The sequence below is a fragment of the Bifidobacterium sp. MSTE12 genome (assembly GCF_000513015.1).
GTDB classification, from domain to species: domain Bacteria; phylum Actinomycetota; class Actinomycetes; order Actinomycetales; family Bifidobacteriaceae; genus Bifidobacterium; species Bifidobacterium dentium.
The window spans coordinates 1-15,698 of sequence record NZ_AZYA01000006.1 but is presented as its reverse complement, the minus strand read 5'-3'; the positions used below and the strand labels follow the sequence as shown (position 1 = coordinate 15,698).

At 55.9% G+C, this 15,698-nt stretch carries 13 protein-coding genes; 6 read left to right on the top strand and 7 right to left on the bottom strand.

All coding sequences use genetic code 11. From position 1 onward, the window contains the following. Together HMPREF1494_RS00795 and HMPREF1494_RS00790 are read left to right on the top strand one after the other, a co-directional pair. On the top strand, positions 1 to 1,467 hold a 1,467-nt coding region (locus tag HMPREF1494_RS00795; RefSeq protein WP_034518469.1), incomplete at its 5' end, for an alpha-amylase family glycosyl hydrolase. A 166-nt stretch (positions 1,468 to 1,633) separates the two neighbouring features. Then, a complete protein-coding gene (locus HMPREF1494_RS00790) occupies positions 1,634 to 2,998 on the top strand; it encodes an ABC transporter substrate-binding protein (protein ID WP_034518449.1) in 1,365 nt (454 codons plus the stop codon). Between the two features lie 111 nt (positions 2,999 to 3,109). On the opposite strand, the gene HMPREF1494_RS00785 is transcribed toward HMPREF1494_RS00790, so the two are convergent. Next, positions 3,110 to 4,141 carry a LacI family DNA-binding transcriptional regulator gene (locus HMPREF1494_RS00785; RefSeq protein WP_034518436.1) on the bottom strand — a complete coding sequence of 344 codons (1,032 nt, stop codon included), beginning with the start codon at positions 4,139 to 4,141 and terminating at the stop codon, positions 3,110 to 3,112. 155 nt (positions 4,142 to 4,296) lie between these two features. Continuing rightward, positions 4,297 to 5,001 (bottom strand): histidine phosphatase family protein, encoded by a 705-nt coding sequence (locus HMPREF1494_RS00780; protein WP_003838180.1) that lies wholly within the window; start codon positions 4,999 to 5,001, stop codon positions 4,297 to 4,299. 140 nt (positions 5,002 to 5,141) lie between these two features. On the opposite strand from HMPREF1494_RS00780, the gene HMPREF1494_RS00775 reads away from it, so the two are divergent. After that, positions 5,142 to 5,510: a DUF4235 domain-containing protein gene (locus tag HMPREF1494_RS00775; protein WP_003843099.1), complete on the top strand. Its 369-nt coding sequence runs from the start codon at positions 5,142 to 5,144 to the stop codon at positions 5,508 to 5,510. Between the two features lie 8 nt (positions 5,511 to 5,518). On the opposite strand, the gene HMPREF1494_RS00770 is transcribed toward HMPREF1494_RS00775, so the two are convergent. The 4 genes from HMPREF1494_RS00770 to HMPREF1494_RS00755 all read right to left on the bottom strand — a co-directional run bounded on the left by HMPREF1494_RS00770 (position 5,519) and on the right by HMPREF1494_RS00755 (position 12,080). Next, positions 5,519 to 6,109 carry a hypothetical protein gene (locus HMPREF1494_RS00770; RefSeq protein WP_003838177.1) on the bottom strand — a complete coding sequence of 197 codons (591 nt, stop codon included), beginning with the start codon at positions 6,107 to 6,109 and terminating at the stop codon, positions 5,519 to 5,521. Next, positions 6,109 to 8,502: a glycoside hydrolase family 2 gene (locus HMPREF1494_RS00765; RefSeq protein ID WP_034518460.1), complete on the bottom strand. Its 2,394-nt coding sequence runs from the start codon at positions 8,500 to 8,502 to the stop codon at positions 6,109 to 6,111. The genes HMPREF1494_RS00770 and HMPREF1494_RS00765 overlap by 1 nt, the downstream gene beginning before the upstream one ends. 110 nt (positions 8,503 to 8,612) lie before the next feature. Further along, a complete protein-coding gene (locus HMPREF1494_RS00760) occupies positions 8,613 to 9,020 on the bottom strand; it encodes a hypothetical protein (protein ID WP_229088381.1) in 408 nt (135 codons plus the stop codon). A gap of 9 nt (positions 9,021 to 9,029) precedes the next feature. Further along, entirely contained in the window at positions 9,030 to 12,080 is a 3,051-nt protein-coding gene (locus HMPREF1494_RS00755; protein ID WP_231495284.1) for a glycoside hydrolase family 3 C-terminal domain-containing protein, read from the bottom strand. A gap of 193 nt (positions 12,081 to 12,273) precedes the next feature. Here HMPREF1494_RS00755 and HMPREF1494_RS00750 point away from each other — a divergent pair, with 193 nt between their 5' ends. Genes HMPREF1494_RS00750 through HMPREF1494_RS00740 form a run of 3 tightly spaced genes read left to right on the top strand, consistent with a single transcriptional unit; the run spans position 12,274 to position 15,107 of the window. Beyond that, positions 12,274 to 12,981, top strand: a complete 708-nt coding sequence (locus HMPREF1494_RS00750; RefSeq protein ID WP_231495283.1) for a LytR/AlgR family response regulator transcription factor — start codon at positions 12,274 to 12,276, stop codon at positions 12,979 to 12,981. Further along, positions 12,978 to 14,279 carry an ATP-binding protein gene (locus tag HMPREF1494_RS00745; RefSeq protein ID WP_034518419.1) on the top strand — a complete coding sequence of 434 codons (1,302 nt, stop codon included), beginning with the start codon at positions 12,978 to 12,980 and terminating at the stop codon, positions 14,277 to 14,279. The genes HMPREF1494_RS00750 and HMPREF1494_RS00745 overlap by 4 nt, the downstream gene beginning before the upstream one ends. A gap of 48 nt (positions 14,280 to 14,327) precedes the next feature. Next, complete coding sequence (locus HMPREF1494_RS00740; protein WP_034518452.1) at positions 14,328 to 15,107, top strand: nitroreductase family protein; 780 nt, start codon at positions 14,328 to 14,330, stop codon at positions 15,105 to 15,107. A 175-nt stretch (positions 15,108 to 15,282) separates the two neighbouring features. On the opposite strand, the gene HMPREF1494_RS00735 is transcribed toward HMPREF1494_RS00740, so the two are convergent. Further along, positions 15,283 to 15,534: a hypothetical protein gene (locus HMPREF1494_RS00735; protein ID WP_034255864.1), complete on the bottom strand. Its 252-nt coding sequence runs from the start codon at positions 15,532 to 15,534 to the stop codon at positions 15,283 to 15,285. Between the last annotated feature and the right edge of the window lie 164 nt (positions 15,535 to 15,698).

The following is a 15,698-nucleotide window of genomic DNA, read 5'->3' as shown; positions in this document are numbered from 1 at the left end:
TGTTCGCACATGCACCCCTGGTTCCAGCAGGCGCTAGACGCACCCCCCGGCTCGCCGGAACGCGACCGGTTCATTTTCCGCGAGGGACGCGGCGAAAACGGCGAACTCCCGCCCACCAACTGGATCGACAATTTCGGCAGTTCGGCATGGAAGCGAGTACCTGACGGCCAATGGTACCTGCACATGTTCACTGAGCAGCAACCGGACTGGAACTGGGACAATCCCGAGGTGCGCGAAGATTTTCTGAAAACCCTGCGCTTCTGGTGTGATCACGGTACGGACGGCTTCCGTGTGGACGTGGCGCACGCACTGGTCAAGGATCTCAATCGCGATGATCTTGACGAATGGAGCATAGACGCATGCCACTTCTTGCCCTCAGACGGCAGTCATCCCGTTTACGACCGCAATGGCGTACATGACATCTACCGTTCATGGCGTAGAGTATTCAACGAGTATGATCCGCCACGTTTCGCCGTGGCCGAGGCATGGGTGAATCCAGATAGGCAATACCTCTATTCCAGCCCTGACGAGCTTGGACAAACCTTCAACTTCGAATTCGCAAAGCAAATCTGGGCCCGCAACGACATGCATGCCGCCATCGAGAACGGGCTGAAACAGGCTGAACGGGCGGGCTCCACATCCACTTGGGTGCTGAACAATCATGATTTAATTCGCTCCGCAACCCGTTTCGCACTTCCGCAGGTCCCGGCTGACAATGGCTTATATCACGCATTCCCACGCGATTGGGTGTTGCGCGGAGGCGCCACCTACCGGGAGGACCGAGCCAAAGGAACGCAACGATCGAAAGCAGCGCTGATGCTGGAAATGGGTTTGCCCGGTTCAGCATACATCTATCAGGGCGAGGAGCTCGGCTTGTTCGAAGTCGCCGACATCCCGTGGAATCGTCTTGAAGACCCATGGGCGCTGCATACCAGCGGAGCCAATATCAACAAGGGGCGCGACGGCTGCCGTGTACCGCTGCCATGGGTGGCTACGGACACCCCCGAACTCGACCATGAAGGCGATGAATTCGGCCATGTCGGCAGACACGGCAACGGCACGTTCGGCTTCACACGAACCACGGACACAAAGGATATCAGGGAACCGCATCTGCCCCAACCTCACTGGTTTAAGAATCATGCGGTTGACGCACAGTCGACTGACACCAATTCCATGCTCAACTTCTACCGACGGGTGGTGGCCCTCCGACATGAACTGTTTACTTCCGACACCACTTTTGCCTGGGCGGAGGGACTCGACCGCACAACCGGACGGCCGGACGGCCCGGATGGCAGCGAAGGCGGAGTAATCGCCTATCGTCGTCCTGGCGGCTGGATGAACGTCACCAATTTTGGTTTTGACCCAGTCGCATTGCCCCAAGGGGTCATACTGCTCTCTTCCGGCCCGCTCACCACGGATGGCAAACTACCGCAGGACACTTCGGTATGGATGCGGACGTCCGACTGAACTGTCACCCATACATACGACATAATCTTAAATTTACATTTTTATGAAAACGTTTGTATGATTGAGAATCATACCAAATCATTAGTTTTGACAAAAAATAATGAATGTGTTTACATTATGTTGCGCGGCAATTCGTGCGACAACCCTCGTCTTCAAGGAGGAACCGATGGTGAAGAAGAAAATCAAGTTCATCGCCGCCGCTACGGCCATGCTTATGAGCGTCGGCGGTATGTCCGCGTGCGGATTGTCCAGCTCCGACAACGATAAGGGGCAAGTCTACTATCTCAACAGCAAGCCGGAAGTCGTCGATCAATTCCAGGAACTGGCCGATGAATACACCAAGGAAACAGGCATACAGGTTAACGTACAGACTGCAACCTCCGACAATTACGAATCGACGCTGACCTCCGAACTCGGCAAGTCCAATGCTCCAACCATGTTCAACGTATCCGGCTACCCAAGCTTCGCCAAGATCAAACAGTATCTTGAGCCAATGCAGAAAACCGACGTATACGGACTGCTCACCGACGAAGGCAAGGAAGTGACGATGTCAGACGACAGTAACACGCTCACAATCCCCTTTGTCGCGGAGTACAACGGCATCATCTACAATAAAAAAATCATCAAGAACTACTGCACCAAGAGCTACGCAAAAATCAAAAGCGACGCTGACATCATCAACTATAGCGTGCTGAAGAGCGTTGTCGAAGATATGCAGGCGCATAAGGATGACCTAGGGCTCGACGGCGCATTTGCCTCTCCAGGACTTGACACCTCAGGTTCCTGGCGTTTTGACGATCACATGGCTCGCATTCCGATCTCCGCAGAATTCCGCGATGAAGGCAAAACCTTCGCTCCTGAAATCACAGGTAAATATATCGGCCAGTACAAGGACTTCTTCGACCTACAAGCGAACAACAGCCCGACTGATAAGAAAATGCTCGGCTCGAAGATCAACGACGAGGTTGTCTCCGAATTCGCACTTGGGCGGGTCGCGTTCCTGACCAACGGGACTTGGACCTACACTCAGCTCAAAGGCAATGACGTCGCCGACGATGATCTCGGTATGCTTCCTTACTGGATGGGCATCCCGGGCGAAGAGGATTACAGTGTGGTCGCCATCTATGAGAACCAATGGGGCGTAAACAAGAACGCTTCCGATAAGGACAAAAAGGCTACGCTCAACTTCATGAAGTGGATGGTATCCTCGGACACAGGCAAGGAGGTCATGGCCAAGGAGATGGGCTTCGCCGTACCATATACCACCTTTGGCGACGACGACAAGCCTAACAATCCGCTGATAGCTGCCGCGCAATCCTACACCAAGGCGGGCAAGAAGACCATCTACAACATCTACGTTCCAGATCAGGAATGGAAGAATGGCATCTGTGGCACACTGACCGAATATGTGCAAGGCACCGGCAAGTGGGATGCGGTCGAAAACGCATTCGTCGACGGTTGGAAGACTGAATGGGCAAATAACAAAAAGGCTTTGGGTTCACTGCCGGAGCCCAAGGATCTGAACAGTTAAGACCTTCTCTTTGCCATAAGCAAGGCGTAGCCACATGCGGCGATCGGAAATCGAATTCCGATCGCCGCATGTGGCTGTGCATGAACGGCCATACAGACGCATGAGTCATACTCACGATTCCCGACAAAACGCCTCGCCGGATCTCGAAGTCGTGCTGGTACGGAACATCAACTGCACAGGAAGCGTTTCATGTCGGCACTCCACCTGTTCACCACGCAGCAATGCAAGAGTGCGCCGTGCTGCAATCACACCCATATCATGAGGTTGCTGACGAACCGTGGTCAATCCGAGCTGACGTGCATAGAAATTATCATCAAATCCGATTACGGAAACATCGTGCGGCACGGCATACCCCTGTTGCTGCAACTTAACATACAGCGGCACGGCAAGCGAATCCTGCTGGCAGCAGATGGCAGTTGGCATGGTAGGCAATGTAAACAGTTGCGTCAATGCGTTGTCGACGCGCTGCTCGTCTTCGGCTACGCTCAACACAATCGGCGATATTCCGGCAGTCTTACATTCCTTTCGGAAACCGGCGACGCGGCGGCTTGCGCTGAATTGCAGATGCGACTGGTTCGTATGAGTCAATCCAATGAAAGCGATATTTCGATGCCCCAATGTAATAAGGTACCGCGTAGCGAGTTGCATCGCCTGCTCATCGTCGATGGAAACAGACAACGTAAAGGCGCTTTCCGGCAATGCATTGATGCCGACAAGCGGTAGGTTCGCGCTTTGCAAACGACTCGCCTCATCAGGGTCTATGTCGAAGGAGGGAATGATTACGGCATCAGCGTTGCGGCGAATCGGTAGATTCTCGAAAAAAGTGCGCCTGTCTTCCTTGGTGGAGATGGGGTAGACGGAGATGTCGTAACCAGCCGGATTGAACACTGCATCAAGGCCCTCGTAAATTCGTGCGTTGAACCATGATGCAAAGCGATCGTTCAGCAATAGGGCAATACGGTACGTCCGCCCGGCCTGAAACACAGTGGCGGAGCGAGAGATCGAAAAATTCAGTTCATTTGCGGCAGCCAGAACCTTGTCACGTGTCTTCTTCGCTACCACGTCAGGATGCTTGAAAGTACGCGAAACCGTAGCGATGGAGACACCAGCCAGCTGTGCCACGTCCTCGATATTGGCCTGCATGTGCACTCCTTGCATATGATTAGCGCCGTCTTACGGCGATTGTCTCATTATATGCTGAATGCGTTTACATCATTGTCATACCGCCGTTATGACGGCTGATTGTGCCAGACTGCTGCAAATGCCGGTAGGCAACCGACCTTCCATCCGATATGTCTTCAGCAGTTCCAACGCTCTATGACATTGTCACCCTTGTACTGGCTCAGGATGCAGTAATGCGCGGTATCGAGCCGCAGCAGACGGGCGAAATGCGGGTCGACGCCCAACCATTGCGAAGTGAGGATGCGCAGAATATGCGCATGAGCCACCAGCAGCACATCGTGGCCGACGTTCAGTAACGGCAATACCCGTTCGATGGCGTCCCGCGTACGCGCGGCGGCCTCCTCCACGTCCTCGCCCGGACCGTTATGCACCGGAACCTGCTCGCCGGACGGCAATGTCTCAATCCAATCGCCTTCAAGTCCGGGGTTCAGCGAGCGCGGACCATCCCGCCATACGTCCCAGGCGAAACCGCTGGCCTCGCTGACCTGCTGGCGTGTGCGCCCCTCGGCGCGACCGTAATCCCATTCGGCGATCTCGGGCAGGATCCTGTAATCGCCGTAACCGGCGAGCGCCGCGGTCTGGCGGGCACGGCGAAGCGGACTTGCGAACATGCAGCCTGGATCGAAACCATTCGGGAAGGCCGAACGCAAGCGCTCTCCCGCGGATTCGGCCTGTAGTCGACCGGTGTCGGTCAATGGAATATCAGTGCGTCCGGTATGCTGACCGGATTCGCTCCACACCGTCTGTCCGTGACGCAACAGCACCAAGCGTCCGGGCGCAACAACGGAAGCGTCCTTGCTTCCAACATGATTTTCAGTCATATCCCTACTCTAACCGACCCCGCCCATGAACCCCTGCACTTGCTCCCTCGTGTCTTCGGAAATCGCAACATCATTCCGCTACGCGCTTCGCCCATCCGGATTGGCAGGAAAGCACGTCGATCACGCATTACTATGGAACCATGAGTGAAACGCCAGATCTGGAATCTACAGCGGACCGTGTGGTAGCGGCCCTGCACAACATCGACGGGAAAGTGAACGCCAAGCGCGATCAGAGACTGAGCGATCCCGATTCCTTCGGTGACAAAATCTTCAAATTCGCCATGCCTACGCTGGTCGGACTGGCGTTCGGCAAGGTGTTCGAGATGGCGTGGAAGAAGAGCGTTGGCCGCAAGGCGACCCTTCCCGACGGCACCACCGACGCACGCAAGGACGCCATCCTCGGCATCGCCTTCGCCGTCATCTCCGCAGCCTTGGGCGCACTGGTCTCTCAACTGTCCGACCGCGGTTCCAAGGCCATCGTCAATCATCGCCATGCCAAGCGCAGGTAGCACGATCATCACCGATCGTCCGACTTGCCCTCCGGGAAGATGATCTTGTATACGAAGAAGTAGATCACCATGGACACGCCTCCGGTGATGAACGTGACCAGCAGATTGTATACGGCTGGATCGAACCGTGCCTGCGCCAGCGGCAGCCACAGGCCGTTGATGGCGTTGCAGAACAATGAGATCAGCACCCATGCGATGAAGTACCACAGTATCTGATATGCCACGTTGCCATGTGATTTGAACGTCACGTTGCGTTGCAGCGGGAAATTGACGCACTGCGCCACGAATGATCCGATCTCATAGCTCAGGAAATATCCAAGGCCACCGCCGATCACCACTTCCCCGGCCGCATTGCGCGCCACCTCATAGCCAAGCACATTCCACGAGTAGTCGATGCCTGCGAACGATATCGGAATATGCGGCCACATGAATGCCGTGGAGGCCAGCCCCTCGCCAAACAGATACGGCAGGAACGTGAACAGCGCATATTGCAGCACGGTGACCGCCAGACTGAACAGATAGAACACGCCTATCTGCCAGACCCATTTTGCGGCCTTCGGATGATTCCTCGCAAAGGTTCGCCAAGGATTGACCGCCATTATCTCACCTCGATTCGAGCCGTGGCCTCACCGTACGGACTGCTTGCCTTCACGCTGAGGATTCCCGTCTCGCAAGGCCTGATGATGGCCATCGCCTCGCCGTAGTAGGTGTCGGCGGTATCGCTGCGATAGCTACGCTCGTAGTATGGACAGGCGCTGCCAAAACCCAGGATTTCGCCGTTTTCCACTTCGATATGCACGTCACCTCGCAGCAATGGTTTGACGGTTCCCGCAGCGTCGGCATACATGAACCGCACATATGCGAGCCCTTCATCGAGCGCGATGCGCTCCGCTTCCGGCACGGCATGCAATCTCGTTTCCTTGCCTGCCGTGGCCAGTGATGTTCTCGCGATTTCCACGCCGTCGTCGTCATACGCCACCGCCGTCAGACTGCCCGGCCTGTAGACGGCCGTGAATGTCACGCGAGCGTCACGTCCGACACGAGCCGACCCGATTTCACGCCCGTTCAGCAAGAGTTTCACCCTGGCGGCACGCGCATATACCTCCACTTGCGTGCGTTCACCTTCCTGCCCGTCCCACGACCAACTTTCGACCGCATTGGTCATCTTCCAGGCGGACGGCGAATGTTCACGGCCAAGACCGACCGGCACCACGCCGATCGCAATCGGTTTCAGACCGAATGCGACCTGAGTGTATGAAGCCTCCGCCAAAGGCTTGCCGGTCAGGTCGAATCGACCGGCGCCCGCACTCATCCAGCCAAGTGATCCGTCGAAGTTCTTGGCATATTCCGCATACTCCTGCGAGCCGATACCGACTTCCCCGAGATAATCCATACCGGACCATACGAAATCACCGATCAGCCGCGGATTGTTCTGCGCCAAATCCCAGAATCGCGCCGCATCCGAGCAGAAGGTTTCCGAGCCGACGATCACGCGATCCGGATATCTGTTCAGGTCATGCCTGTATCGGCGGATGCCGTAGTTGTATCCGGCAACGTCCATCACGGCGAACGCGCCGCGCGTCTTCCAATCGCAAGGAGGCAAGGTCGCACCGAACTTCATGAAGTCGGCTCCCATGATGCCTGCGAGCCGATTGAAGAATTCGCTGCCGACCGCCTTCTTCTTGCCGGAATGTTCGATTTCCTTCATCGCTTTTTCGTCGGTATACACGCCAAGTCCCATGGATGACAGGAAATTGAAGAAGATATTGACGCCGCAGGTCACTGGTCTGGTCGCATCGAGCCCATGCAGATATTGCGTCATGGCGTCGGTCAGAGCGATACCTCGCGGCTGCGCGGTTTCCGACACCTCATTGCCGATCGAATACATGATCACGCTCGGATGGTTATAGTCCTTGGCCACCAGATCGGCCAGATCATCACGATAGTTCGCCTCCACTTCAGTGCCGTAGTCGTAGCGGGTCTTATGGATGTACCAGCCGTCCACATACTCGTCGAGCATCAACATGCCCAGTCGGTCACAGGCGTCAAGCAACGCCTTGGAACAAGGATTGTGCGCGGAACGGATGGCATTGTAACCGCCGCCTTTCAGCAACGCCACCTTGCGTTCCTCGGCGGCCGGATATGCGCATGCGCCCAGCAGTCCGTTGTCATGGTGGATGCAGCAACCACGCAGGATCACACGTTCGCCATTGATACGGAATCCCCGTCGCGCATCACATTCCACCGTGCGCACGCCGAAGACCTCACGTTGCTCGTCATCACCGAACCGCACCACACAGGTGTAGAGATTCGGCTCATCGGTGTTCCACAGGCGAACATCGGGAATCACGCATTCCTCATGCATGAGATTGCCCCGCCCATCGAGCCGATCCGACAACGCCTTGAATTGCGCCATGGACCTGCCGTCGGCATCGAGAACGCTCACATATACGACTCCCGGATGGCTGGTGCGTACGTCGACCGCGATGCGTCCGGTACGGTAATCGACCGTCGTTATGCGCACGCCGTCGGGCATGATATGTCGCTCCGGCATGACACATAGCCATACCGGACGATAGATGCCGGTACCGGAATACCAGCGACAGTTCGGCTGGTCGCTGTTATACGCTTCGACCGTCAACACGTTGTCGCCTTCGGCTATGTACTCGCTCAGATTCGCATAGAAGCCGGAATAGCCATAATCATGGGAGGCGATCAGCCTACCGTTCAATCGTATGCGGGCATTACGGTAGACACCTTCGAACTCGAGCAGGGTGAGATCACCGGAAGATCTGCGAATGTTGGCGGAAGAGAAATGCTTGGTGTACAGGTAGTCGCGAGCGCTGTACCAGCCGCTGTTCATTCCGGATGGGCTGTCGGCGCTTTTCGGATCCCACTGCATGGCGTCGTGGGGAATGGTCACCGGCACTTCCTCGGCCTCGGATGCGGCCGGACGGCACGTCCAGCCGGTATTGAATGGGATTCTGTTCATGATGGTGCTTTCAAAGACGTTCACGAAGGAAGGTCGTCATTCGGGCGCAAGAACGATCGTGGCGCCCCTTTGCCCGAACGACGTCTGACAAATGACGGAAGGCTGGCAGCCTACTTACGTTTACGCATGAATGACGACACCATGAGCATCAGCACGGTGACTGCGGTCAGCACGGTCACCGTCATGACCGGACCGAACAGGCTCTGGTCGCCGAACATGTTCAGATTCATGAAATGGCCGACGAACGTATACATGCATTCCATGACGAACGCACACCATGCGATCATGCCTATCGCCGGCGTTGCGGCAATCAGCCAGTCATTGTCAAGAGGTATGGTCGCGGCCTGCGCAAGCACGACCAACACAAGCGGTGCGATGACCCACACGTTGTATGAGCCGGCGGCAACGGCATACATGGCGTAGGCAACCAGTGAGACGATGGCCATCACACCGGCGGCGAGCCCTAGGTAAAAGCCGATAGTTCTGTCGGAGAACATGGATGGAGTTCTGCTATTCATGATGATTCCTCACTTTCCCGTCGCGGTTTCGGATTCGACCTTGACCGTTTCCCGCGCATTCTTGCCTCGACGTCCGGAACGCCACATCATGCAGGCGCAGCCAAGCGTCATTAACGCAAACGCCGCATCCACACCGAAGATCGCGTAACGCCACCAAGGGGTGACTTTGACCACTTTGGCGTTGGCATCCAACCCGTTGATCAGGCTGGTACGAGTCAGCGCATAGTGGAAGCTCTTCATTGAGGTGCGCAGATAGCCGAGCATATCGCCGTCGTCATTGTCTTCGATCTGCTTCTTGATGCCTGCGGCCGCGGTATTGCCCGGATCGATGCAGTAGGTGGTCACGCCTGCTGCCAATGATGACGGGAAATGCGACTTGTAGGAGCCGCCGGCCACGCCGTCGGTTTCGATCATGCCCTTAAAGCCCCATTCGTTGCGGATCACCTGAGTGGTCAGCGCGGTGCTGGCTGAGGACCAGACCACACCGAGTCTGTTGAACGACATCATCAAAGCGGTGGCGTTCTCGTTGCTGACGATGCCTTCCATGCCCTTGAGCGCACCCTCGCGGAATGCCTGCTCGTTGAAGAACATGTTCAGACCTTCGCGATACAGCTCCTGATCATTGCCTGCAACATGCTTGACACCCTGTGCGAAGCCTTTCTTCTGAGCAGCTGAAAGTTCCACGAGGTTGTCAAGGTAGACCATGATGCTGTCTTCGGACCAGTATTCGCCATTGCGCCCGCCGAACGGAGTGCGGTGCAGATTGCCGCCACCACCCCATCCGACCGGGGTCTTGGCATACAGGGCTTCCTCACCGACCAGTTCGCCACGACGTTGCATGCGTCCGTAATCCCAAGTGCTGGCGAGCACATTGGTCGCCGGATACAGGGTGACGTCACGGGCGTCACCGTACTCTTTGGCGTAGGTATTGCCGCCGACGCTGGCGGTACCGTCACCAGCCGCATACGCCGGTCGGTTCACGGAAGCCGCTTCGGCCGTGCCGAACAAATCGGAAAGCTGGGTGGTCATCTCATCGATGGTCATTTCGTCAAGATATTTGTTCCAGGTCTCGTCATCGTTGTAATCGACGTCTTTCATCATCACGAACGTCAGACCATTGTCGGCTCCCTGCGTGTAGTCGCTGACGGACTTGGAGTCCTTGGACTGCCGATACAGATCACCCTTAAGCAGTTCGATCATCTTGCCGGTAGCGGTCATCTTGACCGGTTCGGTCGGGAAGGTGCCTTTCCAATCGGAACGGGTCAGATAGGTGACGGCACCATCCTTCCAATAGTTCGCGTCGGCATCCTCGAACCGGTTGGTGACCCGTTCGCCCGCATCGGATTTGGCATAGGTCTTGGTGTCGACGTCGTCATACGACCACCGGTAGGTTTTGGCCGCATCCCCTTCCACCGGCTTGCCATCGAAGTCGGTCATACCAGTGGCGTTTTCGGCCGCAAGTACATTATTCAAAGCATCATGCGCATTGTCGCCAATGGTGAAATAGTAGTCACCGGCGCTCAGAATATAGCCCTTGGCCTTGGTATAGTCATAGCTGGCCAACAGGTAGCGGTCCACCGTAACGTCCACGGTTTCGGAAGCACCCGGCTGCAATGTCTTGGTACGGCCTTGGCCGGCAAGCTGGATGGCGGATTTCTCGACCAGATTCTTCCGCTCATATTCGCCATACGGGGTCTGCGCATACAGTTCCACTACAGAGGCACCCGCAATATCACCGGTATTCTTCACCGTTACCTTGGCGGTGAATTCATCCTTGTCACGGTCGTAGCTCACACCGTCGAGCGTCTGTTCAAAAGTGGTGTAGCTCAGACCGTACCCAAACGGATAACTGACTTCGTCCGCATAGTTCCATGCCGAGGCACCATGTGAAGCTCCGACCGAGCTGGCCGCCCCGCTGCCCGGATTCGTCACGGCGTCCGCGTAGCGGGTCTCATAGTATTTATAGCCGACATAGATGTTCTCGGACTGTACGGTCACATTATCGATATTGACCGGCTTATCGCTGACTGCGGCGTTCACTTCATCGACGTTCGTCCATTGGTTTGAGTTCTGGCTGGAAGTGTGCGCGGCCGGCGACGACATGGAATCGACGGCATACGTGTCGGTCAAACGGCCCGAAGGGTTGGCCTTGCCCACCAACAGATTGGCCACTCCTTCGAAACCACGCTGCCCTGGATTGCCGATCCACATGCAGGCATCCACACCGTAGTCATCAAGCCAGCCAACCTCCATCGGAAAGGCGGAATTGAGCAGCACGATGGTCTTGGAGAACTTGCCGGAATCCTTGATCATCTGCAGCAGGTCCTTCTCATCCTGATGCAGACTCAGAGCACTGATGCCCTCCGGATCCTTCATCATCATCTCCTTGTCTTCACCGCCTTCACGGGCAAGCATGACGATGGCGACATCGTGGTAATCGTCCTGCCAGCTGGCCTTGAGCTGATTGGTATAGAACGATGCCGGCTCCTCGCCAAGCACCGGGGCGTCATTCAACGCGCCATTCGAACGTGGATCGCCGGAAACCTGCAGGTTGTTGCTGGCCACACGCTTGGTATCGCTCTTCGAATAGGCTTCAAACAGAGTGTTGTTCACCGAGAAACCGGCATGTTCCAGTGCGGATTTCAGATCAATCACATATTTGCCGGTGTCGGCGGCACTGTTGGCGCCACCCGGGCTGTAGACCGGCTGCACCACGGCGTGGCCGAACAACGTGACATGTTTGTCTGAGGCAAGCGGCAGCGTGCCGTCGTTGTTGCGCAACAGCACCGAACCCTCCTCCTGCTCAAGCACGGACTCGCCGTACGCGTCGGCGATGAGCTTCTGTAGATTTTCGGCATTCAAGTCGCCATATTCGCTGGCGTAGTACGTAGTGTTTCCGCCGCCTTCACCGGCGACGATTCTCGTGCTGGACGTTCCCAGCGCGGAGTTGATCGTTCCCGCATACATGTACGAGCATTGCGTCCCACAGATGCCAAGCACCAGCAATGTGCCTGTCACCGATGTGAGCCCTCGCCACAGCAGACCGGAATTCCCTTTCATCTCGACTCCTTCGTTTTCACATGTTGATACCGACATCAATGTCAATTCCATGGTGCGCGGCACGGCCACCCCCTACCTTCCCGGATGGCGTAACTGGTCATTCCCAGGGGCATAACTGGCTCTTTTGTCATTCGACCCGAGCATGCGACATTTCCTATAATGGAATCCGTCGCAATGAGGAGGCATAAACACCGTGAGGATCGCAATCATCGACGATGACGCCGACGAACGCAAGACCCTGCAGGCATCGTTCGAACGGCTTGCGCAGGAGAGCGGATCCGCAATCGTCATCATTGAATTTGCCGGCGCCGATGATTTTCTTGACGGCTACGACCGCTCCTTCGACCTGGTCTGCATGGATATCGACATGCCCGGCACCGACGGCATGTCCGCCGCACAACGCCTACGTCAGATGGACGCCGATGTTCCACTGGTATTCGTCACCAACATGGCGCAAATGGCGATTCATGGCTATGCCGTACATGCGTTGGATTTCATACTCAAACCCATCAACTACTACTCCTTCTCCATCAAAATGCGCGGTATTCTGGCACTGATCGGCAATCGCCGTAGGAAATCGCTCGTTTTCCCGACGACGGACGGTTTTCTACGCATTTCATCCGACAATCTCTACTATGTGGAAGTGCGTGGGCACCATCTGTCCTTCCACACCACACAAGGCGTCATCCGGCAACGTGACTCCCTACGCAACTGGGAAGCCAAACTGGAGGGATTGCCGTTCGAACGCTGCAATAACAGCTATCTGGTCAATCTCAAGCAGGTTACGGCCGTGGCCAAGGACTCCGTGCAGGTCGGAGGCGACTGGCTGCCAATCAGCCGAACCAAAAAGAAACCGTTTATGAACGCACTCACCGAATACATGGGAGGCACCAGCGTATGATCGACCACGCCTGGCTGCAGGTTTCCTACATGGCACAGATCATCGTGGCCTGCCTACTGTTCATGATTCCGGTCGCAAAACGACGTCGTTTCCCCGCACGATTCGCTTCATGTACCATTGTTCTGCTAATGATCGCCTATATGTTCGGCGCCGCCGTCACGGTACCCGACAACCTGCTGTTGGCCATACTGTATTGGCCTGCATTCGCGGTCATATGCCTTCCCGCAGTGGCGTTGTGTCTGCAGGCGGGATTGTCGGAAGTACTCTACTGCACCATCTGTGCGAACGCCACGCAGCATGCGGCCAACGAATGCTATCTGGCACTCAGCATCGCACTCGGACACACAACGCCGGATCTGCCCACGCTCCTCAACGGACTGTTGACCACGGTGATCTATATCGCCATCTACGGCGCGTTCTTCATCATGTTTGCACGCAAACTCGCAGTGCATGGACATTATCGGGTGAATCGCAATGACCTGTTCCCCATGGCCTGCATTCTGCTGTTCGTGTGGGTATTGGGCGTGTTGTGCCATGATGATGTCTCACTCCATGGCGTGGTCTACCACATCAGTGACGCATTATGCTGCTTTTACATCATGTGGGCTCAGCGCAGCAATCATGACAAGGCCGAACTGCAGCGCGAACTCGACGGCGTACGATACACGCTGCTGCAGCAACAGAAGCAGTATACGGTCAGCCAGGAGACGATTGACATCATCAATCGTAAGTGCCACGACCTGAAACATCAGATTCGCACGCTGCAGACCATGCAGGAAAGCCCGGAGCGTGACGCATACTTCGCCGAAGCCGAACAGGCGATCATGATCTACGACACCCGCATCGACACAGGCAACAAGGCCCTCAATACCGTACTGATGGAAAAAGGCCTGTACTGTCAATCTCACGATATTCAACTCACCTGCATGCCGAGCGGCGATTCACTGGACTTCATGCAGGTCGCGGATATCTATGCACTGTTCGGCAACGCGCTCGACAATGCCATCAACGCCACCATGGAACTGAATGACCCATCCAAGAGGGTAATCAACGTACGCTTCTCATCACAAGGCAACCTGATGCTGATTCAGATTCAGAACTATCATCAGCGTCGGCTGCGTTTTCGTAATGGCCTGCCCATTACGACGCATCAGGATGCCACCCGACACGGATTCGGCATGAAAAGCATGCTGCACACGGTCGAACAGTACGGCGGCACCATGCAGGTGGATGATACCGACAGTGTGTTCACGTTGCGGATCCTGCTGCCGAAGAATCCGGAATCCTCTACCGGCTGAACCAAGGCATCCTTGCGTAATCCTGCAAAACGGACGAAAATGGGTGACATGAGCAATCTTCTTCACAATGCCACCGTTGACACTCTGCTGGAACGTCGTTCCATCCGCAAATTCAAGTCGAAGCCGCTGGGGGATGATGTCATCGAAACCCTTGAAACCGTTGCACAGCATGCGGCGAGCAGCCAGTTCCTCAATGACTGGTCCGCAATCCGCGTGACCGATCCCGCAGCCAAGAAGCGTCTCGCCGAAATCGGCGGACAGCCGTATATCGCCACCGCGCCACTGCTGTATGTGTTCGTACTTGACGAACACCGCAATGCCGCGATCGCTTCCACAAAGGGCATAGATACCACTTCCGACACGTTTACGCTGAATGGCAGTTACCGCTACTCACAGGCCCAGAACGATGCCGTACTGGCCCTGCATGCGATGGAAACGGCCGCATACTCACTCGGCCTTGGCTGCGTGATTCTCGGCTCGCTGCTGAATGACGTTCCGGCGCTGATCGATCTGCTGAATCTGCCGGAATACACGTACCCCGTGTTGGGCCTTGCCATCGGCAAGCCGGATCAGGATCCCGATGTCAAGCCTCGCATGCCACGTACGATGCAATTCTTTGAGAACGAGTATCCGGAGAGCGACGAAAGCGTGCTGTCCGGCTTGGCTGAGTTTGACGAGAAAGTGCACCGGTATTACGACTTGCGCAACACCGACCGTCCGGTTGATGCATTCAGCGATCAGATTGCGTCCAACGCAGTCGATGAAGGCGTGAACGGTAAGACCGTGGCCCCGAACGCCAAACGTCAGGGCTTCCGTTTGGACCGCTAGACTTCACTGCCTCAAGCTCCCGGGCTTGTGTCCTATACTTTTTGCCATCATAATGATTGTCCTGTTCGGTTTTCGCCGGACAGGACACATGTTTTTTAACGACGAATCAGCTATGCGCCTTCCATCGTCGGCGATTTGCGGAAGCGCGGATTGCGCCGAAATCGGATTTGAACGACTATTTTCTGCGGGGCTTGTAGCCTTTCTTGCGGGAATGGGGCTTGAGCTGTTGGTTGAATGGTACATATGTGTAGTTGGATTGTGGATCGCGATGCGTCAGATGCCATGTTCCGCAGAATTCGCAACGATATACCCATAGCTCGGTGCCGCGTTCACGCCAACTTTGGTCGGCAGCTTGCTGAGCCGTTGCTTTGTCGTGATACATGATCTTGTTCGACTCGGTGCAACGTTTGGGTACGAAATAGTGCATAAGCATTCAGTGTATCCATGCATTCAGATATGCAGGGACCGCAGGAGCGGTGTTTTTCTCTTGGTTTGTATCGGGATACGCAAAGGACTTCCCGGGGACCCTCTCTGGAACCCGGTCGGGGAAGACCCGCGCGGGAGTACCGGAGCCGATGAATCCCCGGAAAC

Bases quoted from the DNA above. Each gene is read 5' to 3' on its own strand.
- HMPREF1494_RS00790 (WP_034518449.1), top strand. From the start codon at position 1,634: ATGGTGAAGAAGAAAATCAAGTTCATCGCCGCCGCTACGGCCATGCTT.
- HMPREF1494_RS00785 (WP_034518436.1), bottom strand. From the start codon at position 4,141: ATGCAGGCCAATATCGAGGACGTGGCACAGCTGGCTGGTGTCTCCATC.
- HMPREF1494_RS00780 (WP_003838180.1), bottom strand. From the start codon at position 5,001: ATGACTGAAAATCATGTTGGAAGCAAGGACGCTTCCGTTGTTGCGCCC.
- HMPREF1494_RS00775 (WP_003843099.1), top strand. From the start codon at position 5,142: ATGAGTGAAACGCCAGATCTGGAATCTACAGCGGACCGTGTGGTAGCG.
- HMPREF1494_RS00770 (WP_003838177.1), bottom strand. From the start codon at position 6,109: ATGGCGGTCAATCCTTGGCGAACCTTTGCGAGGAATCATCCGAAGGCC.
- HMPREF1494_RS00765 (WP_034518460.1), bottom strand. From the start codon at position 8,502: ATGAACAGAATCCCATTCAATACCGGCTGGACGTGCCGTCCGGCCGCA.
- HMPREF1494_RS00760 (WP_229088381.1), bottom strand. From the start codon at position 9,020: ATGAATAGCAGAACTCCATCCATGTTCTCCGACAGAACTATCGGCTTT.
- HMPREF1494_RS00755 (WP_231495284.1), bottom strand. From the start codon at position 12,080: ATGAAAGGGAATTCCGGTCTGCTGTGGCGAGGGCTCACATCGGTGACA.
- HMPREF1494_RS00745 (WP_034518419.1), top strand. From the start codon at position 12,978: ATGATCGACCACGCCTGGCTGCAGGTTTCCTACATGGCACAGATCATC.
- HMPREF1494_RS00740 (WP_034518452.1), top strand. From the start codon at position 14,328: ATGAGCAATCTTCTTCACAATGCCACCGTTGACACTCTGCTGGAACGT.
- HMPREF1494_RS00735 (WP_034255864.1), bottom strand. From the start codon at position 15,534: ATGCACTATTTCGTACCCAAACGTTGCACCGAGTCGAACAAGATCATG.